The sequence below is a fragment of the Pandoraea anhela genome, from assembly GCF_902459655.1.
Classification (GTDB): Bacteria; Pseudomonadota; Gammaproteobacteria; order Burkholderiales; family Burkholderiaceae; genus Pandoraea; species Pandoraea anhela.
Genome location: NZ_CABPSB010000007.1, coordinates 107,291 through 130,100, shown reverse-complemented (window position 1 = coordinate 130,100; position 22,810 = coordinate 107,291). Strand labels below are relative to the sequence as shown.

The 22,810-nt window shown below is 63.6% G+C and carries 19 protein-coding genes and 1 pseudogene; 10 read left to right on the top strand and 10 right to left on the bottom strand.

Annotation, left to right across the window (positions count from 1 at the left end):
- Nucleotides 1-77 precede the first annotated feature (77 nt).
- The 4 genes from PAN31108_RS12155 to PAN31108_RS12140 all read left to right on the top strand — a co-directional run bounded on the left by PAN31108_RS12155 (nucleotide 78) and on the right by PAN31108_RS12140 (nucleotide 4,288).
- Nucleotides 78-722 carry a MarR family winged helix-turn-helix transcriptional regulator gene (locus PAN31108_RS12155; protein WP_150669105.1) on the top strand — a complete coding sequence of 215 codons (645 nt, stop codon included), beginning with the start codon at nucleotides 78-80 and terminating at the stop codon, nucleotides 720-722.
- Nucleotides 723-768: 46 nt separating this feature from the next.
- Nucleotides 769-978, top strand: a complete 210-nt coding sequence (locus PAN31108_RS12150) for a dodecin (RefSeq protein WP_150669104.1) — start codon at nucleotides 769-771, stop codon at nucleotides 976-978.
- A gap of 254 nt (nucleotides 979-1,232) precedes the next feature.
- The gene (locus PAN31108_RS12145; protein WP_150669103.1) at nucleotides 1,233-2,732 is read left to right on the top strand and encodes an AMP nucleosidase; all 1,500 of its coding nucleotides are present in this window, start codon (nucleotides 1,233-1,235) and stop codon (nucleotides 2,730-2,732) included.
- A 179-nt stretch (nucleotides 2,733-2,911) separates the two neighbouring features.
- Nucleotides 2,912-4,288, top strand: a complete 1,377-nt coding sequence (locus tag PAN31108_RS12140; RefSeq protein ID WP_246183913.1) for a GntT/GntP/DsdX family permease — start codon at nucleotides 2,912-2,914, stop codon at nucleotides 4,286-4,288.
- 113 nt (nucleotides 4,289-4,401) lie between these two features.
- Here the strand turns inward: PAN31108_RS12140 and PAN31108_RS12135 are convergent, their stop codons facing one another.
- From PAN31108_RS12135 to PAN31108_RS12125, 3 genes are all read right to left on the bottom strand, one after another.
- Complete coding sequence (locus PAN31108_RS12135; protein ID WP_150669102.1) at nucleotides 4,402-5,655, bottom strand: Hsp70 family protein; 1,254 nt, start codon at nucleotides 5,653-5,655, stop codon at nucleotides 4,402-4,404.
- Between the two features lie 202 nt (nucleotides 5,656-5,857).
- Nucleotides 5,858-7,246, bottom strand: a complete 1,389-nt coding sequence (locus tag PAN31108_RS12130; protein ID WP_150669101.1) for an MFS transporter — start codon at nucleotides 7,244-7,246, stop codon at nucleotides 5,858-5,860.
- 236 nt (nucleotides 7,247-7,482) lie between these two features.
- The gene (locus tag PAN31108_RS12125; RefSeq protein WP_150669100.1) at nucleotides 7,483-8,730 is read right to left on the bottom strand and encodes a cytochrome P450 family protein; all 1,248 of its coding nucleotides are present in this window, start codon (nucleotides 8,728-8,730) and stop codon (nucleotides 7,483-7,485) included.
- A gap of 206 nt (nucleotides 8,731-8,936) precedes the next feature.
- Here PAN31108_RS12125 and PAN31108_RS12120 point away from each other — a divergent pair, with 206 nt between their 5' ends.
- On the top strand, nucleotides 8,937-9,569 hold the full coding sequence (locus tag PAN31108_RS12120; RefSeq protein ID WP_246183930.1) for an ArsR/SmtB family transcription factor: 633 nt from the start codon (nucleotides 8,937-8,939) through the stop codon (nucleotides 9,567-9,569).
- A gap of 228 nt (nucleotides 9,570-9,797) precedes the next feature.
- Here PAN31108_RS12120 and PAN31108_RS12115 read toward each other — a convergent pair whose 3' ends face one another.
- Together PAN31108_RS12115 and PAN31108_RS12110 are read right to left on the bottom strand one after the other, a co-directional pair.
- Nucleotides 9,798-10,100 carry a DUF4148 domain-containing protein gene (locus PAN31108_RS12115; RefSeq protein WP_174994951.1) on the bottom strand — a complete coding sequence of 101 codons (303 nt, stop codon included), beginning with the start codon at nucleotides 10,098-10,100 and terminating at the stop codon, nucleotides 9,798-9,800.
- Nucleotides 10,101-10,409: 309 nt separating this feature from the next.
- A complete protein-coding gene (locus tag PAN31108_RS12110) occupies nucleotides 10,410-11,342 on the bottom strand; it encodes a LysR family transcriptional regulator (protein ID WP_150669224.1) in 933 nt (310 codons plus the stop codon).
- A gap of 180 nt (nucleotides 11,343-11,522) precedes the next feature.
- Here PAN31108_RS12110 and PAN31108_RS12105 point away from each other — a divergent pair, with 180 nt between their 5' ends.
- The 4 genes from PAN31108_RS12105 (at nucleotide 11,523) to PAN31108_RS12090 (ending at nucleotide 14,638) form a co-directional block, all read left to right on the top strand.
- Nucleotides 11,523-12,809, top strand: coding sequence for an MFS transporter (locus PAN31108_RS12105; RefSeq protein ID WP_150669097.1), 1,287 nt, complete (start codon nucleotides 11,523-11,525; stop codon nucleotides 12,807-12,809).
- 136 nt (nucleotides 12,810-12,945) lie between these two features.
- Nucleotides 12,946-13,695: a creatininase family protein gene (locus PAN31108_RS12100; protein WP_150669096.1), complete on the top strand. Its 750-nt coding sequence runs from the start codon at nucleotides 12,946-12,948 to the stop codon at nucleotides 13,693-13,695.
- A 37-nt stretch (nucleotides 13,696-13,732) separates the two neighbouring features.
- Nucleotides 13,733-14,197 carry a RidA family protein gene (locus PAN31108_RS12095; protein WP_150669095.1) on the top strand — a complete coding sequence of 155 codons (465 nt, stop codon included), beginning with the start codon at nucleotides 13,733-13,735 and terminating at the stop codon, nucleotides 14,195-14,197.
- Between the two features lie 48 nt (nucleotides 14,198-14,245).
- Nucleotides 14,246-14,638 carry a VOC family protein gene (locus tag PAN31108_RS12090; protein WP_150669094.1) on the top strand — a complete coding sequence of 131 codons (393 nt, stop codon included), beginning with the start codon at nucleotides 14,246-14,248 and terminating at the stop codon, nucleotides 14,636-14,638.
- Between the two features lie 135 nt (nucleotides 14,639-14,773).
- On the opposite strand, the gene PAN31108_RS12085 is transcribed toward PAN31108_RS12090, so the two are convergent.
- From PAN31108_RS12085 to PAN31108_RS12070, 4 genes and pseudogenes are all read right to left on the bottom strand, one after another.
- Nucleotides 14,774-16,138 carry an epoxide hydrolase family protein gene (locus PAN31108_RS12085; RefSeq protein ID WP_150669093.1) on the bottom strand — a complete coding sequence of 455 codons (1,365 nt, stop codon included), beginning with the start codon at nucleotides 16,136-16,138 and terminating at the stop codon, nucleotides 14,774-14,776.
- A gap of 68 nt (nucleotides 16,139-16,206) precedes the next feature.
- Nucleotides 16,207-16,521, bottom strand: a complete 315-nt coding sequence (locus tag PAN31108_RS12080) for a DUF4148 domain-containing protein (RefSeq protein ID WP_150669092.1) — start codon at nucleotides 16,519-16,521, stop codon at nucleotides 16,207-16,209.
- A gap of 439 nt (nucleotides 16,522-16,960) precedes the next feature.
- Nucleotides 16,961-17,821, bottom strand: a complete 861-nt coding sequence (locus PAN31108_RS12075) for an IclR family transcriptional regulator (RefSeq protein WP_150669091.1) — start codon at nucleotides 17,819-17,821, stop codon at nucleotides 16,961-16,963.
- Between the two features lie 236 nt (nucleotides 17,822-18,057).
- Nucleotides 18,058-19,215, bottom strand: a pseudogene (locus PAN31108_RS12070) (FAD-dependent monooxygenase).
- A 511-nt stretch (nucleotides 19,216-19,726) separates the two neighbouring features.
- Between PAN31108_RS12070 and PAN31108_RS12065 the strand changes: the two are divergent.
- Nucleotides 19,727-20,803 (top strand): porin, encoded by a 1,077-nt coding sequence (locus PAN31108_RS12065; RefSeq protein ID WP_174994950.1) that lies wholly within the window; start codon nucleotides 19,727-19,729, stop codon nucleotides 20,801-20,803.
- A gap of 117 nt (nucleotides 20,804-20,920) precedes the next feature.
- Here PAN31108_RS12065 and PAN31108_RS12060 read toward each other — a convergent pair whose 3' ends face one another.
- On the bottom strand, nucleotides 20,921-22,561 hold the full coding sequence (locus PAN31108_RS12060; RefSeq protein WP_150669089.1) for a hypothetical protein: 1,641 nt from the start codon (nucleotides 22,559-22,561) through the stop codon (nucleotides 20,921-20,923).
- Between the last annotated feature and the right edge of the window lie 249 nt (nucleotides 22,562-22,810).

Genomic DNA, 22,810 nt, shown 5'->3' with positions numbered 1-22,810 from the left:
GGCCAAGACGGCGATACACCGGATGCCGAATCTTCGGCGCCTTGATATCCCTAAACATGTTCAGCATAATGCGGCATATGAAAGTGACCGATTCCGCCCAACGTTTCGGCTTTCTCGTAGCAGACATTCAACGTCTGTTCGGGCGCCGCTTCGAGCAGTTCGCACAGCGCACACTGCCGATGTCGCGCGCCCAATGCCGCTTGCTCGCCTATCTCAGCGTCAATCGCGGCGTGAGCCAGACGGTGCTCGCGGATATCCTCGAAACCCCGCCGCAGGCACTTGCCCGCATGCTCGAGCGCATGGAGGAGGCCGGTTGGGTTCGCCGCCGTGCGGACGCGCGCGACGCCCGCATCGAACGCCTTTTCGTCACGCGTGCGGCCGTCGCGCAGTTGCAGCTCGCGCGCAAACTCTCCGACGACGTACGCGACGAGGCGTTGCACGGCCTGACCGCTTTCGAGGCGGTGCAGCTCACGCAACTGCTGCAAAAGGTGCGACGTAATCTCAGCAACGTCGTGCCCACGCCGCTCGACACGGTGGTGCCCGCGATGCTGCGTCGGGAGCCGGCCGGCGGTGTCGTTGAGGGCTCCCGTTCCGCCTGCACGAACGACTGCGGGAACGACGGCGGGAACGACGGCGGGAACGACGGCGCGGGCGCTGCCGCGCGGCACCTCGACGGCACTGACGACGACATGTCGGAATTCACCGACTTGCGGCCTCGGTAGTCCGGGCCTAGCATGGGAAGTCTCCCAACCCAACCCGGAGACTGACATGACGAATCACGTGTACAAGCAAATCGAGCTGACCGGCTCGTCAACCAAGTCCATCGATGACGCCGTCAAAGGGGCCATCGAGCGCGCGAGCAAGACACTGCGCAACCTGAACTGGTTCGAAATCACGGAGACGCGCGGCCATATCGAGGACGGCAAGGTCGCTCACTGGCAAGTCACGCTGAAGGTCGGCATGCGTCTGGAAGACTGAGCGCAGGATTTTTCCGGTGGGGGAGGCAAAGGCGTCTTTCCCCTGCCGCTCTCGTGCCGATGTCTCGCCGCGATTTCTCCGACATCGCTCGGAAATCCCCTAGCAATCTCCCGAAACGCCTCCCCCGCGCGTCGCGGTTTTCGGCCGCCCCGGCCGATGAGAATCGGCACGCTGTAATGCCCCGCAGATGTCGTACAGTCGTGTCACAATAGGCGCATACTCGAGATCACGAAAAAGACAGAAGAGGTTTGCGCATGTCCGAACAAGAACCGGTTCATGCCACCCGATCGATCACGGATCCGGTGGAAGCCGTCGCCTATCTGAAGACGATTTACGACGCCAATACGGCGTATCTTCGCGCCGCTTTCGAGCGCTTTTCCAGGCAGAAGGATCAGGCGCGGCGGGTGAGCGCGCATTACCCTTTCATCCGCATCACCACGGAAGACATCACCCAGCTCGACAAGCGCCTGTCGTACGGTTTCGTTTCCGGGCCGGGCAGTTATCAGACGACGGTCACGCGTCCCGATCTGTTCGAGAACTACTACATCGAGCAATTGCGACGTCTCGCCCACAACCACGGGGTGGCGTTCGAGGTGGGCGTGTCCGATGAGCCGATTCCGGTGCACTTCGCCTATCAGGACGGCGTGTATCTCGAAGGCGATCTCGACCAGACGCACCTGCGCGCGATGCGCACGGTGTTCGATGTGCCCGATCTGGCCAAGATGGACGACAGCATCGTCAATGGCACACGCGATCCGTTGCCCGGCGAAATTCTGCCGCTGGCATTGTTCACGGCGCCGCGGGTGGACTACTCGCTGCACCGTCTGCGTCATTACACGGCCACGTCGCCCGAGCATTTCCAGAACTACGTGCTTTTCACCAACTACCAGTTCTATATCGACGAGTTCGTCGAACTGGGACGCGAGTTGATGAGCGCCACCGACGATCCCGCCTTGCGTGAATATCGCAGCCAGTACACGGCGTTCGTGGAGCCGGGCAACGTGACGCACTGGAATCAGAACGTCGACCCCCGCCCGGAGGAGGGCACATCGCCGCCGCGTCTGCCGCAGATGCCGGCGTATCACCTCGTGCGCCCGGACAACACCGGCATCACGATGGTCAACATCGGCGTCGGTCCGTCGAACGCGAAGACCATCACCGATCACATCGCGGTGTTGCGCCCGCACGCCTGGGTGATGCTGGGGCACTGCGCCGGGCTGCGCAATTCCCAGCGTCTGGGGGACTACTGCCTTGCGCACGGCTATGTGCGGGAGGATCACGTGCTCGACGATGACCTGCCGCTGTGGGTGCCGGTGCCGCCGCTGGCCGAGGTGCAGGTGGCGCTGGAGCGTGCCGTGGCCGACGTGACCCAACTGGACGATTTCGAGCTCAAGCGCGTGATGCGCACGGGGACGGTCGTGACTGTCGACAACCGCAACTGGGAGTTGCGCGATCATCGCGAGCCGGTGCAACGCATGAGCCAGAGCCGCGCGATTGCGCTCGACATGGAAAGCGCGACGATTGCCGCGAACGGGTTCCGTTTCCGGGTGCCGTACGGCACGTTGCTGTGCGTGAGCGACAAGCCGTTGCACGGCGAACTGAAGTTGCCCGGCATGGCCGATCGTTTCTATCGCGAGCGGGTCGATCAGCACCTGAAAATCGGTGTCAAAGCGATGGAGTTGCTGCGCGATAACGGTCTGGACCGTCTGCACAGTCGCAAACTGCGCAGTTTCAACGAAGTCGCGTTCCAGTAACGCGACCCGGCAGCCGCGATGTTTCGTCGACTGAAACTCGCTGCTGCCCTCCACCTGCCCCGTATCACGGGGCGTTGTAGCCCGTGCGTGCACGCGGCCGACTCCGATAGCACAATGCCTGCACACACCGGCCGCGCGCTGCGCGCCGGTGTTTTCGTTTCTCGTCATCAAGGATCATCGTGGAGATAGTCAACCACGTCGTGCCTTGGGCAGCGCACGACACTCGCCTTCTGCTGTCCTGTCTCGTCGGCCTCGTGGCCATCATCGTTTTCATCAGCGCGCTAAAGCTCTCGCCGTTCCTGTCGATTCTCATCGGCACGTTCATTGCGGGGCTTGGTGCCGGCTTGCCGCTCGAAGCGGTGGCCAGTTCGTTCAGCAAGGGGGCGGGAAGTTTGCTTGGCGACGCGGGCATGATCATCGCGCTCGGGGCCATGCTCGGGGCGTTGATGGCCGACACCGGCGCGGCGGATCGCATCGTGACCGTGCTGCTCAAGTTCGCGAAGGGGGCGGCGTTGCCGTGGATGATGGCGCTCGTCGCGATGATCATCGGCTTGCCGCTGTTCTTCGAAGTCGGTCTGGTCATGATGGTGCCGATCATCTTCGTGATGGCGCGCCGTGCCGATACGCCGATTCTTCGTGTCGCGATCCCGGCGCTGGCGGGCATGACGACGCTGCATGCGCTGGTGCCACCGCATCCGGGCCCGCTGATCGCCGTGTCGGCGCTGCATGCGGATCTGGGCATGACGATGGGGCTCGGGCTGCTGATCGCCATTCCGGCGGTGATGCTTGCGGGACCGCTGTACGGCATGTGGCTCGCGCCGCGTCTGCCGGTGCAGGCGCCGCAGCAACTGGGCGAGCTCTTCACCAGGCGAGACGACGACATCGCACCGCCGCCGTTCGCGGCGGCGCTGCTGGTGATTCTGCTGCCGGTGGTGCTGATGCTGGGTCGTACGCTCGCGAAGGTGGCGCTTACGCCCGAGACACCGCTATTCGAGGCGCTCAACTTTCTGGGCGAACCGATCATTGCGCTGGCGCTGACGGTCGTCGTTGCCATCGTCGTGCTGGGATGGGGACGCGGTGTGCCGCGCGCCCGCGTGGGCGAGACGCTGCGCCGTGCGTTGCCGCCGATTGCCGGGCTGCTGCTGACCATCGGTGCGGGTGGCGGTCTGAAGCAGGCATTGGTCACGGCGGGGATTGCCACGACCATCGGCAAGGTGGCGGTCGGCACACATATGCCGTTGATTTTGCTGGCGTGGCTGATCGCTGTGGCGCTGCGTCAGGCGACGGGCTCGGCCACGGTCGCGACCACGACCACGGCCGGCATTGTCGCGCCGCTCGTGATGCATCTGCCGCCGGTGCAGGGTTCGCTCATCGCCTTGTCGATCGGCGCGGGTTCGGTGTTTTTCTGCCACGTGAACGACGCGGGTTTCTGGATGGTGCGCGAGTACTTCGGCCTGAAGCTCAAGGAGACACTGTGGGTCTGGTCCGTCTTGCAGACCATCGTGTCCGTGGTGGGGCTGGTGATGACGTTGGTGCTTTGGCAGTTGCTGGTGTGAACCGATCCGTGTGATTCATGGCATGAAAAAAGCGCGCTGACCTGCTGGTCGCGCGCTTTTTCATTTGATGCGATGGAATGCGGTGAACGTGGGGTCGGTGGGCCACGAGGCGATTAGGAAAACACCCGCTTCGCGTGAATACCGAGGCCGAGCGCTACGCTCGCAAGACGGTCGCCGAAGACCGGCGTGGCCTTCGGGAATGCGGCGCACATGGCGTCGGACAGACAGCGCAAGCCGGTCGAGCCACCGGTGAAGTACAGCGCATCCACGTCTTCCGGACGCAGCCCCGCGAGCGACGCCGTGTGCACCGCGCCCGCCGTGATGCTGGCGATCTCGTCGCTCACGGCCTCCACCAACGCGGCTTCCGAGAACGCGACGCTCAGTTCGCGCTCGATCACCGAGAGATCGATGCGCGTATCGCCACCGGCGGACACTGCGATCTTGGCATCTTCCGCATGGCCCACGAGCGCATGTCCGAGGCGTTGCTCGACAGTGCGCATGAGGCGGCGATGATGCGCCGGATCCGCATACAGATGCGCCGTGAGCGCCAATTCACCGACCCGCTTGGGTGTATAGACGGTGTTGATCAGGTGCCACGTGGCCAGATCGAAGTAGATGCGGTTCGGCACTTCCTTGCCGTCCGGGCCGAGCGCCTTGTAGCCGAGTTCGCGCAGAATCGTCGCCAGTTCGATGCGGCGGTCGAAGTCCGTGCCTGCGATGTGCACACCGTGGTGCGCGAGCACGTCGTCCTTGCGATCCAGATGACGCGCCCGCTCCGGGCCGACGCGCACCAGCGAAAAGTCCGACGTACCGCCACCGATGTCGATGACGAGTACTTGTTGCTCATGTGTGAGACGCGATTCGTAATCGAAGGCGGCGGCAATCGGTTCGAACTGGAAGTGAACGTCCTTGAAACCCACGTCGCGTGCGCTTTGTTCGAGCGAGCGCTGTGCGGCGGCATCCGCCTTGGGGTCGTCGTCGACGAAGAACACCGGGCGGCCCATGACCACATGACGCAGTTCACCGCCGTCGGCCTTGAGGGCGTGCGTGCGCAGGTGCCGCAGGAACGTGGCGATGATGTCGATATAGCGCATCGCCGAGCCGTTGCCGAGGTCGGTGGTGCTTTCGATCAGGGAGGAACCGAGCAGGCTTTTGAGCGAGCGCATCAGACGCCCGTCGTAGCCATCGATATAGTCGGAGACAGCCTGACGGCCGAACGAGGCGCGACCGCCCTCGTCGGCGTTGAAAAACACCGCCGTGGGCAGCGTGCCGTAGCCGGCTTCCAGTTCGACCAGACGCATGGCGCCGCCGCTTTGCACGGCGACGGCAGAATTCGAAGTGCCGAAATCGATGGCGCAGAAACTCATGGCATTTGCGGCCCGCGCGGGCGAGCCGTAAAAGGTCGGCAGTGTAGCACGGCCGGACGGTCGGTCGGATGAATGCGGCCAGACCGCCCGGAACCGACGCGGCTCAAGGGCGCCCCGCGTCGACGCCAGGCGCCCATGCCGATCTCCGATGCTGACGTCCAATACCGACGTAAGCCGCATCGGCCCACAGTTGCGCGCCGACTCATCCGTGCGACGATTTCGTGTCCGGCTGCGCGGCGGGCAGGGTGCGCAGGCTGCTGACGACGGCGGCGACCGCCGCGAAAGCGGCCGCCACGTACAGCGACGCGCGCGTGCCGTACCCCTGTGGCGCGACGCTGAAAACGAGCGCCACGAGCGCGGCCCCGGTCGTCTGCCCGGTCAGGCGCGCCGTGCCCAGCATGCCGCTCGCCCCGCCGCTGCGATGCCTCGGCGCGGACATCAGCATCGCGTAATTGTTGGGCGACTGGAACAGGCCGAAGCCGAATCCGCACAAAGCCATCCGCCAGACGATATCGAGCGTGGTCGGCTGCGCGGGCAGCAGGCCGAGCGCGAGCAGACCGAGCGCGAACGCGGCCAGTCCGATGGCGCCGAGCAAGCCGGGCTTGTAGTACTCGAGCAGCCGTCCGGCCACCGGGGCGATGACGACGATAGTGAGCGGCCACGCCGTCATCAGCAGGCCGGTGCGCACATGATCGAAACCGAGTGTGTCCTGAAGAAAGAACGGCAATGAGACGAACGCGAGCATTTGCGCACAGAAAGACGCCATTGACGTACAGATCGACAGCCCGAAAATCGGGATACGCAGCAGGTCGACGGGCAGCAGCGGCACGGGCTGGTTGCGCTGGCGTTGCACGAAGACCGTACCGATGACGACGGCCGCCACGAGTTCGACCGCCACGAGCCAGCGCTCCTGACCGTGACCGAACGAGTCGATGCCGGAGATGAGCAAGCCGAACGTAAGCGCGCTGAGGACAGCGCCGATCCAGTCGAACGAATGCGATGCCCGCGCACTGTCGGGCAGCGAGCGCACGGCGATGGCGAACGCGACGATGCCCAGCGGCACGTTGATCGCGAAGAGCCACGGCCAGTGGGCGATGGACAGCACGCCGGCGGCAATCGTCGGCCCGACGGCGGACGACACCGCAACGATCAGCGAATTGAGCGCGACGCCGCGTCCCAGCCAGCGCGACGGATAGATGGCCTTCACCAGCGCGGTATTCACGCTCATGATGCCGGCTGCGCCGAAACCTTGGGCCACGCGTGCGAGCGTCAACGTAACGAGAGAGTCGGACAGCGCGCAGGCCAGCGACGCCACGGTGAAGAGCGCGAGGCCCACGGTGTAGACCCGCCGATAGCTCACGATCTCGCCGAGCGCTGCGAGCGGCAGCAGCGAGATGGTGATGGCGAGCTGATAGGCGTTGACGATCCAGATCGACGTGGCGGGACTGGTGTTCAGGTCGCGCGCGATGGTTGGCAGCGCGACGTTGGCGATGGCGCTGTCGAGGACGGAGAGCGAGATCGCGAGCATCACGGTCGCAATGGCCCAAAGCCGTGCGGGCGTGGGCATACCGTCGGTAAGTGTGTCGGACATGAGAGCGGCGCAGTAGACGGCCGAGCATCCATCGTGCCCGGGAATGGCGCGACAGGGGAGCGGCGAGGGGAAAGCGTCATCCTGCACGAATTCTTGAAACGACGATGCGGGGGCGCGCAAAGCCTTGTATTCATTGGGTTCCAGGAATCGAAACCATGTTTTATCTGTTGAAATTAAAGTTCCATCAGATAAAACATCATCGTCGGGCCGACTGGATCGATGCGATGCGCCAGCCCCTATGCGGAAAACCGGGCGATGCGGGCATTTGCCAGCGGGTGGTAAGTCGTACCGCTGGCGAGGGGGGCCAGATCCACGGCGCTGTCGAGAATTGCCTGCACGCCGAGGGCTGCAATGGTGCTGGCGGGCGAGCGCCCCGGGCAGGCATGGGTGCCGATTCCGAAGGTCCAGGCGACGCCGTCGGGCGAGGTGCCTGACGGCGCGGAGGCCAGCACGACGAGAATCGTGTCTCCTTTGGCGAGCGTGTGCCCGCCGATGACGGCGGGCGCATGCAGGAATCGGCGCGTGTTCTGTATGGGCGGATCGACGCGGATCACGTCGCCGACGGTTCGGATCGCGTCGGCGGTCGTTGCGGAAACGGCACCCGTTGCGTCGTGGCCCGGTGCGTTGATCGATGCGCCGGGTGTTTCACCTGTGGCGGCAATTCGGGCCAGCCGTCGAACGCTGTTGGCCACGAGTCCTGCGCAGGCGTCGTGTGTCTGCGTGAAGAGGCCGACGACATTCGCGCGCACCATGCCGAAGTCGATGGCGTCGTCGCGCGCGGCGCGGCGGGCCGTCTCGCGCAGCCATGTCCCGGGTATGCCTTCGCTGTCGAGCCACCGGGTGGCGCGACGGCGAAGGGCGGTGGCGGCGGTGTGACCCAGTGACAGCACGTCTGTGTCCGGTGACGGTTTGCCGGACGCCGCCATCGCTGCGACGAGTCGCCGGACATCGTCATGGACGTCGGCCCATTGCGCGGCGGGCACGCCCAGCCAGGCGGCGAGTGCGTAGACCGGCTGCCGGAAGACGAAGTCGTCGAGACAAGCACCGGGCGCTTTTCCGCGACCGAGATATGCATCGGCACAGGCGGCCTGAGTGGCGTCGTGCAGTCTGACGAGGGCGGCCCGGTCCGCGTGCAGCGCAGCGAGTCGTGCCGCCAGCCACGGCTTCATCGCGCCGTGGGCGGGGCCGTCGTTCATGCGCACGAGTGCGCCGAACCATTCCCCGGCAGGACCGGCTGCCAATGCAGGCGGCACCGCCCCACCCGCGGGCCGTACGCCGCAAGCCGGGTGCCGCAGCACTTCAGCGAGCGCTTCTGGCCCCGCCGCGACCCACATCCCGAGCGACGCATCGAAACCGAACGGCTGCTGCGCGGCGAGCGACGCGTAATACGGGTACGGATCGGGGTGGACGACGGCGTCGATGGGGTTGGCGGGAGCGTGGTTGGGATGCGAAGCGGCAAAGGCGTCGGCGTTAGTGAAGGGCATGTCGATGGCCGGGAGTGTGGGTGTCAATGCGGCCAAGCATGCGCTTTTTGACGACGGGCACGTTTCATCGCGTTGTGAAGTGTCGAGCGCATCGCCGGGCCTATACTGCGATGCATGTTCTCTGATGGAGTCTTGCCGTGGACACCGTGCGTGACCCGACCCCGGGTGTCAGTTCGCTTGCCGCGCTTCTCGCCGATCCCGGTCGCATGACCATGCTTTGGGCGCTGATGGACGGGTCTGCTCGTCCTGCCGGAGAGTTGGCGCTTGTCGCCGGGCTATCGCCGTCCAGCGCCAGCGGGCATCTAGCTCGCCTCGTCGACGGTGGCGTGCTCGCGCAGGAATCGCGCGGGCGCCATCGCTATTTCCGGATTGCCACGCCTGAGACGGCGGCTGCTATCGAGGCGCTCGCCAGTGCAGTGCTAGCTACGCGCGAGCTTCGGCCGCGTCCGGTGCCGGTGAGTCGCGCGACGCCGGTTCCGTTGCGTCACGCCCGAACCTGCTACGACCATCTCGCAGGGGAAATCGCCGTCGATCTTTTTGCCAGGATGCACGACCGGCACTGGCTCCGGATTGACGGTAGCGACGTGACACTGACCGAGGCAGGTACCGAGGGTCTTACCGGCCTCGGCGTCGACCTCGACATCGCTCGCGCCCGACGCCGTCGTTTCGCCTGCACCTGCCCCGACTGGAGCGAGCGCAAGCCACATCTCGGCGGCGCTTTGGGCGCAGTGCTCCTCAGCACCTGTCTTGACGCCAAATGGCTCGAACCCACACGCGAGGCGCGTGCGTTGCGCGTCACGCCGCTAGGCGAGCGTCAGCTTTCCGCCATCGCCGCCTGATCCGTCGACACGCAACGACACACGTCATCCAAAAGAAACACCCCGCCGGCAGGGGGCGGGGTGCGAATGACTTCCGGTATTTATGCCGAGACGGCAATCAAAGCGGTTGCATTGGTCCGACTCACTCGATTCGTCCAATTCGTTCTATTCGTCAAATTCTCCCGACATCGCAAGCGCCGGTCGTTTGCGGTGTCCTGACGATCGACGCATCGACAGCGAACGCTCCGATCAATTACCCCGATACGTCGAGTTCATCAACTCGGTCGAGCCGTGCACGCGGCCACTGATCGGGGTGCCGTAGGTCTTCAGCACCGGGTACTGGCTATCGGTCTGGATGAGCGAGCCTTGCGCTTGCATCAGTTCCTGACGCACCTGGGCGCGCGGCACGGCCAGCTTTTCGCTATACACGCTCGATTGCCAGAAGAAGTTTTCGTCCGGATAACCGTTACCGCCAGTGCCTGCGAAAGCGGCCGGAACCGCAGCCAGGCCAAGGGTCGCAGCGATCATCAGATGGGAAAGTGTGCGGGTCATGATTTTTCTCCTGTCATTGCTTTTCTTGGTGGTCGGCCGGCGCATTTTTGAGTCCGGCACCGCCTACGCCTCTAAGGTAGGACGTCCATGTCGCAGGAGTAACCGCATACGGCGCAACAATGCATTGCGAAGAACGAAAAGCCTCGAAACCCCGATGGAATAAGGCCATCGAGCACATCGAAAAGCGATGTGCGTTCGAATTAACGCTCTAATAAATATCTTAAATAAAAGGACTGCGACGTAATGCCAGATGGCTCGTGGGCGCACGGTCGATGTCCATGACGCAGAAGTCGCCGGGCAGTCGCTTCGCTAAGCCTGGCTGGCGTCGCCCGATTCCGAGAACATGGACATGCGGGCCAGTATCCAGTCGAGTAGTTCCTGCGCGGCGGCCACGAGCGGCCTGCCCGACCTCACGAGCAACCGTGCCTTGGCGCCCTGAAACAAGGGATGGTCGATCGGGACGATCGTCAACTCGCTTGCGGCGATTTCGCGATACGCCGCAAATTCACCGACGAACGTGACGAAATCGCTCGACTCGACGATCCGCTTGAGCGTGGTGAGCGAGTTGGAAACGAGCGTCGGGCGGAGTTCGATGTTTTCTGCAAACTCCAGCATCTTCACCGCGTGGCCGATACCGAATGTGGGCGGCATCATCGCCATCGGATAGGCGCGCAAATCGTCGATCGTCGCTGCCCGGCCGCTCACCGCCAGCGGGTGGCCGGGGCGCACGAGCAGGACGACAGGCTGGGAGGACGTGGCGCGATACTCGATGCGCTCGTGGGGCGGCGGGTTATACGCAAGGCCGATGTGCGCGCGGCTCTCCGCGACTTCGTTAAGGATGTCATCCACGCCGAGGCTCTGAACGCCGATGCTCAATTCGGGATATTGCGCGCAAAACGGTGTCAGAACTTCATCGACGAGCACATCGGCATACCCCTCGCTCATGACCAATTGGACGTGACCCTGCCGCAAGCCCTTCAACGCATGAAGGCGATCTTCGAGCTTCTCCTGGTGCGAGCGATATCCCCGCCAGAACTCCAGCAGATGTGCTGCCGCCTCGGTCGGCTTGACGCCTCGGGCCTGCCGCTCGAAAAGCATCGCGCCCAACTCATCTTCCAGCAGCTTGATCTGCCGTGTGATCACCGAGGGCGACGTATTGAGGTGGTCCGCCGCACCCCGGATCGTGCCGTGCGTCAGCACTTCATAGAAATAACGCAGGCGCTGCTGATTGATTTCCCGCATGGATCGCATCCCCCGTCTCGGTAGCCGCTCCGGCTACCGGTTTGCCCCCGATGGGCGGAATCTTAACCGTTGCTCACGAAGCAACGCAATGTGAACTTAGTTGCTATTGCTAGAGTATTTCGTCCTCTCCAAGATGCACCCACGAATCCGCTGAAAACAACATGGGTAAAGGAGACGAGCATGGCAACCATTCAGACGGCGATCGCCGGGCGCGATGTTCCCGCGCTTTACGACAGACTCAACTGGCGGATTCTTCCGTTCCTGCTGATCTGTTATCTATTCGCCTACTTGGACCGGGTCAATGTCGGCTTTGCAAAACTGCAAATGCAAAGCGACCTTCACTTTTCGGACGCGGCATACGGTGTCGGGGCGGGCATATTCTTCATCGGCTACGTACTGTTCGAGATCCCCAGCAACTTAATGCTGCCCAAAATCGGTGCTCGCAAGACGTTTAGCCGCATCCTGGTCCTTTGGGGCATCACCTCCGCGAGCATGCTGTTCGTGCGCAATGTGGAGATGTTTTACGCCATGCGTTTTCTGCTGGGTATTTTCGAAGCGGGCTTCGCACCCGGCATGATTTTCTACTTGTCCCGTTGGTACCCGCCGTCACGCATGGCGCGAGCCATCGCCATCGTGTTCCTGGCCGGGCCGATCGGGGGAATTGTCGGCGGTCCGGTGTCGGCCTGGCTGATGACGGCGCTGGCCGGCAAGGCCGGTCTTGCCGGATGGCAATGGATGTTTCTCGTCGAAGGGGCGCCGTGCATCGTACTGGGAGTCCTGACACTGTTCGTGCTGTCGGATCGGCCTGCGCAAGCCCGTTGGCTGAGTGACGAAGAAAAGCGCGTGCTGGATAGCGAACTCGCGATGACCGGGACCGGCCACGGGCATTCCTTCAAGGCGGTTTTGCGTAACCCCAAAGTCTATGTGCTGGCTTGCGCGTATTTCTGCATCATCGCGTCCATCTATGCCATGAGTTTCTGGGTGCCCACCATTGTCAAATCGCAAGGCGTGGAAGATACGCTTTTGCTCGGCTGGTACGCCGCCATTCCTTACGTCGGTGCGGCGATCGGCATGGTCCTGATCGGTCGTCGATCGGATGCCTGCGGGGAAAGGCGCTATCACAGTTCGGTGCCGGCACTGCTCGCCGGGGTTCTGCTCGCCGCGTTCGTTCTCACGGACGGCCACCTCTTCGCCTCGCTCGTGCTGGTGACGCTGGCAACGACGATGTTGTGGATGGCCTATACCGTCTTCTGGGCGATCCCCCCTCAATACATCAAAGGCGACGCGGCCGCCGGCGGAATCGCACTGATCAATACGATCGGACTGTCGGGCGGATTCTGGGGGCCCGCCATCATCGGATGGGCCAAGACATCGACGGGAAATCTTCACCTGGGAATGCTGATCATCGCGGCCTTGGCGGGCTGCGGCGCGGTACTCCTGTTCACGAACAAACTCCCGGCCGAATGACGATCGGGGAAGCTGTCGTCCCCCGCGATCGACATATGTCCGACGTATCTGGAAAGGGGCCGCCGCCGGTCGGCTGGCGGCGGCTGATTCAATGCACCGCGCAACTTGCGGTGCATACCAATGGAGAGAATCCGAAATGCTTTTACATCTGTCGACGTGGTCCGAGATCGAGCAATACCTGCAACGTAGCCGCTCGATCGTCGTTCCGATTGGCTCCAACGAACAGCATGGTCCGACAGGGCTGCTGGGAACGGACTGGCTATGCCCGGAAATCATCGCGCACGAGGCGCACAAGCGTGCCGATATTCTGATCGCACCCACCTTCAACATCGGCATGGCGCAGCATCACCTTGGATTCGCGGGCACGATCTCGCTGCGTCCATCGACTTTCATCGCCGCCATCGGCGACTGGGTCCGCTCGTTGGCGGTGCACGGCTTCGAAAAGATCCTGTTCCTGAACGGCCACGGCGGTAATGTTGCGTCGATCGAAGCCGCATTTTCCGAAATCTATGCCGAGGCGAGTTTCGCGAAGCGACGCCTCGGCTTCGCCATGACGCTGTGCAACTGGTGGGACCTCGAAGGGGTGGGTGAACTGGCGCGTGCGCAATTCCCCGAGGGGCACGGCGCCCACGCAACGCCCTCCGAAATCGCCATCACGCAGTGGGCACTTCCCGAAACGATCAAGACGGCCCATTACACCCCGCAGATCGCCCCATCGGGCCCGATACGCGAAGCGCTGGACTTTCGCGCACGGTTTGCCGACGGGCGCATGGGATCGGACCCGGCTCAGGCGTCGAGGGAAAGAGGCGGGGCGCTGGTCACGCTGGCGGCCGACAGTCTCGTTCGCGAAATGGACAGATTCAGCCGCGAAACGGTGCCCGCATAGCCCTCGCGTGAAATATGTCGTCACAACGGAGAATCACATGTCTGAACAGGATGTCTACGCCAGACTGAAGGCGTTAGGGATCGAACTGCCGCTCGCCGGATCGCCTGCGGCCGCGTATGCCATGTGCGCGCAAACCGGCAACTTGGTATGTTTGTCCGGCCATATCGCCAAAAGAGACGGGCAAGTGTGGACCGGCAAACTCGGCGATAGCATGACAACCGACGAGGGGTATGCCGCTGCGCGCGCAGTCGTTGTCGATCTCCTGGCGACGCTGCACGCGCATCTGGGGGATCTGAACCGCGTGACCCGTGTCGTCAAACTGATGAGTCTGGTCAACTCGACGCCGGACTATATCGAGCAGCATCGGGTGACCAACGGTGCATCCGAACTGCTCGTGGCATTGTTCGGCGAGCGCGGCCGGCACGCGCGTTCGGCGTTCGGCGTCACGCAGATTCCTTTAGGTGCGTGCGTCGAGATCGAGATGAATGTCGAGGTTGATTGATGCGGTTTGTCGTTGTGAACGTTTGAATTTTTCGTGGAGAATTTATCGATGTTTAGTCATGTCGTGGTGGGAACGAACAACCTTGAGAATGCAAAGCGGTTCTATGACGCCGTGCTGGGGGCACTCGGTATCGGCGAGGGCCGCCTCGATGACAACGGGTCGCGTCGGCGTTATGCGTATCGCACAAGCACGGGGGCTTTCTTTGTCACGGAGCCGATCAACGGACAGGTCGCGTCGCCCGCAAACGGCGGCACGATCGGCTTTACGTGCCGATCGAGCGCTGAGGTCGACGACTGGCACGCCGCTGGTGTGGCCAACGGCGGGCAGTCGGCGGAGAATGCACCGGGCTGGCGGGGGCCGGCAGGCAGTGGGTTGTATCTCGCGTATTTGCGCGATGCAGATGGAAACAAGCTTTGTGCCGCCTACCGTCCTGCGGCCTGATCGCGCCGGTTCGTCCGGATGAAAGTCTCTGGCAGAGCCGGCCGTTGATCGGGCTGGCTCTGCCAGAGCACCGGCGACCTCGTCCGTGCTCGACGACGTCACCGGCGAAGTCACCGGCGACGGCTTGCGGTTGGCCTAAGCCTTCCGCAAGGCGCGAAGGCCGGCTCTCACTTCGTTGGCGAACAGTTCCGGTTGCTCCCACGCCGCGAAGTGTCCGCCTCTGTCGACGCGGTTGTAATAGATCAGTTGGTGATACGCCTGTTTGGTCCAGCTCAGCGGCGCCTGATAATTCTCGCGCGGGAACACGCTGACGGCGGCGGGCACCGACGCATCGGCGGCGGCCAGAAAATTGAAATGCGACTCCCAATAGAACCGTGCCGCCGAAACGCCCGTGTTGGTGAGCCAGTACAGCGTGAAGTTGTCGAGCAGGTCATCCAGTGTCATGGCGCCCGCCGACTCACCATTGACCGCACGTCCGAACACGGCTGACGTCAGTGCGGCGGCGGGCTGCACGTAGCCGTCGCCATGGTCGAGCAACCAGCCGGCAAGGCCAACGGGCGAATCCGCCAGGCCGTAAAGGGTTTGTGGGCGCGTGCCCATTTCCAATGCGTAAGCGCGTCGTTTCGCGGCGGCACTCGCCAATTGTTCGTAGGCATGCCGCTCCTCTGCCGACAGACTCGGCAGCGGCGGTGCGCCGCTTTGCAACGCTTTGGCGATATCTGCCGGCACGGTCGCCGGAAAGTTGACGTGAATTCCCAACAGTTCCGGTGGGGCTTGTTTGCCCATGACGTTCGCGACCACGCCGCCGAGATCTCCGCCTTGCGCCGCAAATTTCTCGTAGCCGAGCCGTTTCATCAGCACGACCCAGGCCCGCGCGGTGCGCTCGGGACCCCACCCGGTCGTGGTCGGTTTGCCCGAGAATCCATAGCCGGGCAGTGACGGTATGACCAGATGAAAGGCGTCGTCGGCACTCGCGCCATGGGACGTCGGGTCGGTCAGAGGATCGACGATTTTCAGTTGTTCGATTACCGACCCTGGCCAGCCGTGTGTGACGATCAACGGCATGGCGTTCTCATGTTTGGAGCGCACATGAATGAAGTGGATATCGAGCCCGTCGATTTCGGTCACGAAGTTCGGTAATGCGTTCAACCGTTGCTCGCATCGCCGCCAGTCGTAGTCGGTCGACCAGTGATGCGCCAGTTCCTTGACCATGGCCAGAGGAACACCCTGCGAGTCGTCGGCCACGGTCTCTCGCTCCGGCCAGCGCGTTGCGCGAAGACGTCGTCGCAAGTCGACGAGCTGTGCTTCCTGCGCATGTATCCGAATGCGCCGAATCGCTTCGGGCGCCTCGCGATCGGTCGGTGCAGCCGTGAAGACGGTTTCGTTCGTGGCCGCGCGAACGAGCGGACTCAGCGAGCCGGCCGCAACCGTCGCTGCGGCCGCGCTGACGAACCTGCGCCGTGATGGCGAGGCAGAAGCGGGAGATGTGTCGATTTTCATGGCTCAGTGCAATCAGTAATACCGGGACTTGGCTAGGTCGACGCCGCCGACCGCGAATGCTGTTGCGATCACGAATGTGCGTAGATCGAACCTACGCCCGTGACGTCGTTCTGGGCGGATGCATGGTTTGCCGCTGCGCGAGGCGTCTCGGCATTGGAGGCGCCGCTTGCCACCGTGTTGCCGCTGGCATGAATGCGTGCCAGCGCAGCTTGGATACCGGCCGGGTACTGCGTGTTGTCGCTTGCCGGATTGAAACCGGCTTGTTCGAGCTGTTCCAACTCGGCGACAACCTGCGCGCGTGTGACACCGCTCGACGATTGGGCGAACGAGAGGGCAGGGGCGACGGCGAGTGCGGCAAGCGCGATGACTTTAACGAGTTTCATGAAGATTTCTCCTGAGGCTGAAGGGGTAGCCCGGCAGTCGGGCCTGTTGGGTCGATACTGCGCAAGAGGCACCGTGCTTCTTGCGTGTTGGTATTTGACCCCGGCCATGTAGCCGGCATGTTTCCGCGCAAGCGGGGCAGTGCAACGGCATGTTTCCGGGAGCCCGGCAGATACACTGCGATACAAAAATCCAGGGGGGGCGAGGCGTGAGGAGAGCGTTGGCCCGCGGCACGCGCGAGGCCGGGGACCCATGGGGCTCAGCGCCGAGGGGAAGTGCGATGGCGGGGCGGGCGTTCGACGTGTTACGGCGTCGGCCGATGCGTTGCACGCGCAGCCGCGATCCTCACGGCGGCGTCATGCCGACGAATCGGGTTCCGATCGGATGGCGCACCGTGTGCGCAGGGAGACGGCGGTCGACTTCGGAGGCGCAATCGACGCGTCAAGCGCGTTCCGCTGCTGCGAGGAATGCTGGCGCGTCTGCCAGTAAGACTGCCAGATCGGCGGCGCCCGACTTGACGGCGCGCGCCGTGCGCTCGCGCGTGCCCGCGTCGGTGCCGACCAGTGAGCGCGGACCCGCCACGCTGAGCGCTGCGAGCGGTCTGCCGTGCGAGTCCAGTACCGCTGCGGCGCAGGCGTCGATACCGGCTTCGAAACCGTCCTGGCTCCAGGCGCATCCCGCTTCGAGGTCGCGTGCCAACTGCGTATTGAGCGCTGCGTAAGTGCGCGCACTTTGCGCCGTGGCGGCGGCCAGAGGCTCGGGACCCAGCAGCGCACGGCGGCGCTCGGTACTCAGATGCGCGAGCAGCGAGCGGCCCGGCGCCGTGAGATGCGCCGTGACACGACTGCCCGCACGGATGTTGCTCACGAGCGGCAGGGACGGTGTCTCGCACAACAGATACCGAAGCTGCGCACCGTCGAGCACCGTCAGGTAACTCGACAGGCCGGTCTCACTCGTTACTCGCGCAAGGACGCGACGGGCTGTCGCCAGATGATCCTCGCCAGCCAGTGCGCTGGCCGCCAGCGTCAGAAACCCCAGCCCGAGACGATGACCGCCGTGTGGCAGGGGTTCCAGCACGCCTTCGAACTGCAATGTCTCGATCAGGCGCATGACCGTCACCCGGTTCACGCCGATGCGCCGGCCAACATCGCTCAGGTTCGCCGTGGAGCCGCCGTCGGCCACGTAACGCAGTAACTTCAACGCGCGCATGACCGGCGTCACGAGGCCGGTTTGCGTGGTGTCCTGAGCGTCGGTTGCGGTCGGACCCATGTTGGGCGCGTCAGCGGGCGATGCTTTCGTCATGCGTTCGATTCCATTCGTTACCGTTCGTCGACTCCTCGTCGACCCCTCTTCGACCCTTTATTGACTCCTCGTCGGAGTTGGACGGGAGAGGGGAGGGCCATTGTCCTCGCCCGTTTGCGTTGCCTGCATCTTCCCAGCGCGTCGGCGAGCGTGCGTGAGGGCGCACTCGCCGCGAACGATCGTCACGGCTGCCCACGGCGGGCAGCGCGTGATGGCGCTGCCGGCTAGCCCACGTCTCAGGCAGCGAGCGGTACTTGCCACGCGTCGTATTCGTACACCCAATCGGCGTTGCCGCCTTCCTTGAGCCACTGATTGCCGCGCGAGCCGATCTGCACGCGGGCCGTGCGCTCGCGACGCGCGGCCTCGTAGTTCGCCAGCGCGCCGGCGAGTGTCGCGGCATCCGCCATCGGACCGGCCTGCGTCAGGTGGCGAGACAGTACCACAGCATCCTCGATCGCCATGCCGGCGCCTTGCGCCATGAAGGGCATCATCGGATGGCACGCGTCGCCGAGCAGCGACACGCGGTCTTGCGACCAGCGCGGCAGCGGATCGCGCACATACAGCGCCGACTTCAGCACGCTGTCGCAGGCATCGAGCAGGGCGCGGGCTTCAGCGTGATAGTCGGCGTACATGGCGCGCAACTCCTGCACGTCGCCTGGCGCAGTCCACGATTCGAGCGTCCAGCTGTCCTGCGGTGTCGTCGCAAACACGAAGATGTCGCGGCCGAGGTTGAGCGGGAACGTCACGATCTGACTCGACGGCGTCGGCCCCCACCACTTCGTGAACGCACCGAGGTTCGGTACGCCGGCCAGCCTCTCGGCGGGCACCACCGCGCGATACGCAACCACCCCCGTGAACTCGGGCGACTCCTTGCCGAACAGGCCCGTGCGCACCACCGAGTGGATGCCGTCCGCACCGATCAGCACATCGACGCCGTCGTGGGTGCCATCCGCAAACGTCAACCGAATGCGCCCTGTCCGGCCCTCGCCCGGGGCTTCGAACGACACGAGTTTCTTGCCAAGCGCAATCGATTCGGCAGGCACGGCTTGCTCCAGCGCTTGCAGCAGATCCGCGCGATGCATCGTGAGTTGCGGCGCACCGTACTTCGTCTGTGCGGTCTGCGCCATCTCGAGTCGCGACGTCTCCTCCCCGGAATCCCAGGTGCGGCTGATGCGGTGACTCGGTTGCGCGGCCGTCTTGCGTAATTCGTCGCCGACCCCCAGCCCGTCGAGCGCACGTACGGCGTTCGGCGTCAGGTTGATGTCCGCCCCGACACGCGCGAACTGTGCCGCCTACTCATAAACGCGCACCCGAAAACCTGCGCGCAGCAGACCGATGGCAGCGGCCAGACCGCCGATGCCGGCACCGTTGATGCCGATGAGAGGAGGTTGCATGGGGACATCCTTTGACGAAAGAGACGTAAATCGGAAAAAATAAAACGTTCAAATATGAACATATCGTTCAAATATTATTGTTTTTGATTCGATCGATCGCAAGTCCTCCTCGGGTAAATCCTGAGCATCGCGTGCAGTGCGCAATGTCCGCGGCGCGGGACTTCCGGCAACGCGGGCGGGACGTTCGGCACCTTGCCATGTAGGGCAAAGACGGTTCACCCGTGGATCGGCATCCGCGCGTTAGCACGCCAATTTCTCGCCATCAATTCGTGTATCTCCGCTGCGAGCACCGGGCGTCTCCTGGCCTAAGCTCTGCACAGTTGGTTTCATAAGTAATCCAACGTTTCACAGATGGAACGAAAAGGTGGGCGCGTGCAGGGGGCACAATCGGCGGGGCCTGGCCGGTTTGCGTGCGACATGCCGGACGTATCCATCGTTCTTGAATCATCGAACATCATTGAACGACGGGGGTACACAGATGAAGCGGTTTCCGATGGGGCGGATCCCGGGCATGACCCGGTGGGCGGCGGCGATGCTGCTGGCCACGGGCGTGCCGGTTGCTGCGCACGCGCAGAGCAACGTCACGCTATACGGCAGCCTGGATGCCGGGGTGGCCTTCGTGAACAACCAGGGTGGCAAGGCGAACTGGATCGCGCAACAGGGCGGTTCGCAGCCGGATCGCTGGGGGCTGCGCGGCGTGGAGGATCTCGGTGGCGGCAATCGCGCCATCTTCCTGCTGGAGAACGGCTTCTCGACGCTCACGGGCAACACGCTCAAGGCTGGTGCGATGTTCAATCGTCAGTCGTGGGTCGGGTTGCAGTCGGACAAGATGGGCACCGTCACCATCGGTCACATGACCTCGTTCAACTTCGACTGGCTGGGCCCGTTCAGCACGGCCTATCTGGGCATGAACTGGTACATGTTCCACCCGGGCAACCTCGATGAACTTGCGAACACGTCCGTGGTGCAGACCGACAACTCGGTGCGTTACGTGACGCCGGACTTCCGGGGCTTCAAGGCGGGGGCGATGATCTCGCTCGGTAACACCACGAACTTCGCCACCGGGCGCAAGTGGAGTGTGGCCGCGAACTACACGAACGGCGGCTTCAAGGCGTCGGCGGTGTACTCGAACGAGAACGACCGCACGCCGAACGTTGCCGTGCTCGGCGGCGCGACGTTCCAGGGGCAGCCGGTCGCGACGTACGCGGCGAAGAATGTCGAGAACATGGGGGCGGGTGTTTCCTACGGCTTCGGACCATGGCTGCTGCATGCGTTGTACACGCGTGTGAAGCTTCAGTCGCCGGGCGGCAGCGACACGTATCAGTCATTCGACGGCGGCGTGAACTATGCGACGAGCGTTGCCAACACGATCACTTTCGGGGCAGCCACGACCAACATGTCCGGCAAACGCTGGACGCAGGTCAGCCTCGGTGACGTCTACGCCTTCTCCAAGCGTACACAGGTGTACGTGAGCGGCGCGTATCAGCACGCGAGCGGCAACGGTGCGGTCACGGCGATCAACACGATCAGTCCGTCGTCCACCTCGAACCAGCTCGTGATCATGTCGGGCGTGCATCACTCGTTCTGACGCGCAGCAGATTCACCCAGTGGTCTCTCTTGACGCGCCGGCCGGCCATCGCCCGCCGGCGTTTTTTAATGCTGAGCGATTGTTGTAGGGGAGCCTCCTGCAAGCAGGCTTCGCGGACTACTTCCGAGGGGCGTCTGCGCTCGCCTGATCCGCGGGGGCGTAGACGAAGGGTGCTTGCGGACGTTTGGCGACATCGACCTGAATCACCGGCAAGAAGCGCCCGGTCACGCTCCAGTAGTCCTGCTGAATGTACTGCGCGCCTGCCAGTCTGCCTGGCGTATAAACGATGGCTTCGATCGGGAGCGATGTCGGGATGTCGGCCGGCCATACGGCAAGAATCAGTTCGTTCCACGACTCCGCGATGGTGTGCGGCTTTTTCAGCGTACGGCGCGCATCGATGCCGAGCTGAAAAGACGTCTTGTCCACGCCGAGAGAACATTGATGCATATAGCTGGTGACTGCGTAATGCGCTTGCCATTGGCTCAGGGTGCGAATGCCGAGGGAGGCGCACGAGGCGCTCGTCGGGTGTGTCGGCCACTTGCCGCATCGTGTCTCGCGCAACGAGGTATACCCGTCGCTCGGGTAGAAGCACTGCGGCTCGAGTTTTACCTGCGCGGGGGCATCGAGCGCCGAAAAGGCGAACCCTTCTCCGGCCCCGTAAGCGAGTCCCGACACTTCTGCGTCGAGTCGCATCCACGTCGTCGCCACACCGTTCAACCGGATATTGGTGGGACTCAAATTCCACGAGTGAAAGTTCTCGCCATAGCCGGTGATTCGCACGATCACGCCACTGCATACGAATGCCGACTGATCGCCAGGGCACTCGCGCACGTCCGCGAACCGGGCGTTCAACCGGGCTGCGACGCGCTCTCCGTCGTCGAGTTGATCGCGCTCGTCGAAGCCGAACGACGTGGCGCCGGCAGCGATCGCAACGCGCAATATGGGCAGCCATTTTCCCGTGGCGTCGAAATACTGACGTTGATAGCGCTGCGCTTGCGGCAACTGACCGCCGTGATTCACGTCGTAAAAGAACGCCTGAATCGGCAGTTTTTGCACCGCATCCGGTTGCCAGGCCGGCAGCAGCATGACGACAGCGTTCGTCGCCACGCGGGGATCCGCCGCTTGATGCGCCTGCAGCGTCGATGCGAACTGCTGATCGTTCGCGGCGTTCAACGAGCATTGTTTCCCGGGGTCGTTGTCCGCACTCGCGAAATGCTGTAGCCAACCGGCGGCATCGGTGACGTTGTGGGCGGCGCACGAGCCCGGCTCGGCGGCGCGCGTCACGGGCGACGTCAGATCGCAACCGTTCGATGGCGTGCCCGACGGCGGCGCGACGGCGACCGGATAGACGCACCGGGGGGAAAGGGGCAATTGCCATCCGGCGGCGGTGAACCCGTCGGCGAAGATGATCCCGGCGCTCGTCGACAACTCGGAAGTCCCAAGATCCCTGCGCAAGTACGCGACGTTCGCCGACCCCAGCGCTCGCTCGCTTTCCGTCAGATACGTCAGCGACGCCGACGCGTCGCCGGGCAGGGGGCGCACCAGAACGCCGGCGCACATCCATGCGGGGCGATTCGCTGCGCACTTGCTCGGCGTCGCCTGATAGCGCTGATTCATCAGGTAGGCGATGTCGGTACCGTCAATGGCATACGCATGCCCGCCCGCCGTGCAAGCGAGCCATCCAAGAAGCGCCCGCAACGCGCCACGTCGGGCGGTGCGCGATATGGGCGGGCGACGAGCGGAAAGTGAAGTGGTCACGATATCGCTGCCTCTTCGTCGGCTGGGGCTTCATTTGCGCACACCGTCATGACCCGCGTCAGCTGTCAACGTTGTCAGGGACGCGAGATGCCGCCGAGGTCGTGTACGCCCCTCGTCGTCCATCGTCCATCGTCCGTCGGGCCGGTGGATCCGGGTTTCCCCTAGGCAAAAAACAATTTTGACTGCGCGTGTCACTCCCTATAATTGATCCATAAGTAAATCAATGTTTCACCAATGAGACGTTGTGCG

Coding starts and splice junctions, on each gene's coding strand:
- PAN31108_RS12120 (WP_246183930.1), top strand. CDS start 8,937: ATGACCATGCTTTGGGCGCTGATGGACGGGTCTGCTCGTCCTGCCGGA.
- PAN31108_RS12110 (WP_150669224.1), bottom strand. CDS start 11,342: ATGCGGGAAATCAATCAGCAGCGCCTGCGTTATTTCTATGAAGTGCTG.
- PAN31108_RS12065 (WP_174994950.1), top strand. CDS start 19,727: ATGACCCGGTGGGCGGCGGCGATGCTGCTGGCCACGGGCGTGCCGGTT.
- PAN31108_RS12150 (WP_150669104.1), top strand. CDS start 769: ATGACGAATCACGTGTACAAGCAAATCGAGCTGACCGGCTCGTCAACC.
- PAN31108_RS12080 (WP_150669092.1), bottom strand. CDS start 16,521: ATGAAACTCGTTAAAGTCATCGCGCTTGCCGCACTCGCCGTCGCCCCT.
- PAN31108_RS12145 (WP_150669103.1), top strand. CDS start 1,233: ATGTCCGAACAAGAACCGGTTCATGCCACCCGATCGATCACGGATCCG.
- PAN31108_RS12155 (WP_150669105.1), top strand. CDS start 78: ATGAAAGTGACCGATTCCGCCCAACGTTTCGGCTTTCTCGTAGCAGAC.
- PAN31108_RS12095 (WP_150669095.1), top strand. CDS start 13,733: ATGTCTGAACAGGATGTCTACGCCAGACTGAAGGCGTTAGGGATCGAA.
- PAN31108_RS12130 (WP_150669101.1), bottom strand. CDS start 7,246: ATGTCCGACACACTTACCGACGGTATGCCCACGCCCGCACGGCTTTGG.
- PAN31108_RS12085 (WP_150669093.1), bottom strand. CDS start 16,138: ATGAAAATCGACACATCTCCCGCTTCTGCCTCGCCATCACGGCGCAGG.
- PAN31108_RS12090 (WP_150669094.1), top strand. CDS start 14,246: ATGTTTAGTCATGTCGTGGTGGGAACGAACAACCTTGAGAATGCAAAG.
- PAN31108_RS12115 (WP_174994951.1), bottom strand. CDS start 10,100: ATGACCCGCACACTTTCCCATCTGATGATCGCTGCGACCCTTGGCCTG.
- PAN31108_RS12100 (WP_150669096.1), top strand. CDS start 12,946: ATGCTTTTACATCTGTCGACGTGGTCCGAGATCGAGCAATACCTGCAA.
- PAN31108_RS12105 (WP_150669097.1), top strand. CDS start 11,523: ATGGCAACCATTCAGACGGCGATCGCCGGGCGCGATGTTCCCGCGCTT.
- PAN31108_RS12135 (WP_150669102.1), bottom strand. CDS start 5,655: ATGAGTTTCTGCGCCATCGATTTCGGCACTTCGAATTCTGCCGTCGCC.
- PAN31108_RS12125 (WP_150669100.1), bottom strand. CDS start 8,730: ATGCCCTTCACTAACGCCGACGCCTTTGCCGCTTCGCATCCCAACCAC.
- PAN31108_RS12075 (WP_150669091.1), bottom strand. CDS start 17,821: ATGACGAAAGCATCGCCCGCTGACGCGCCCAACATGGGTCCGACCGCA.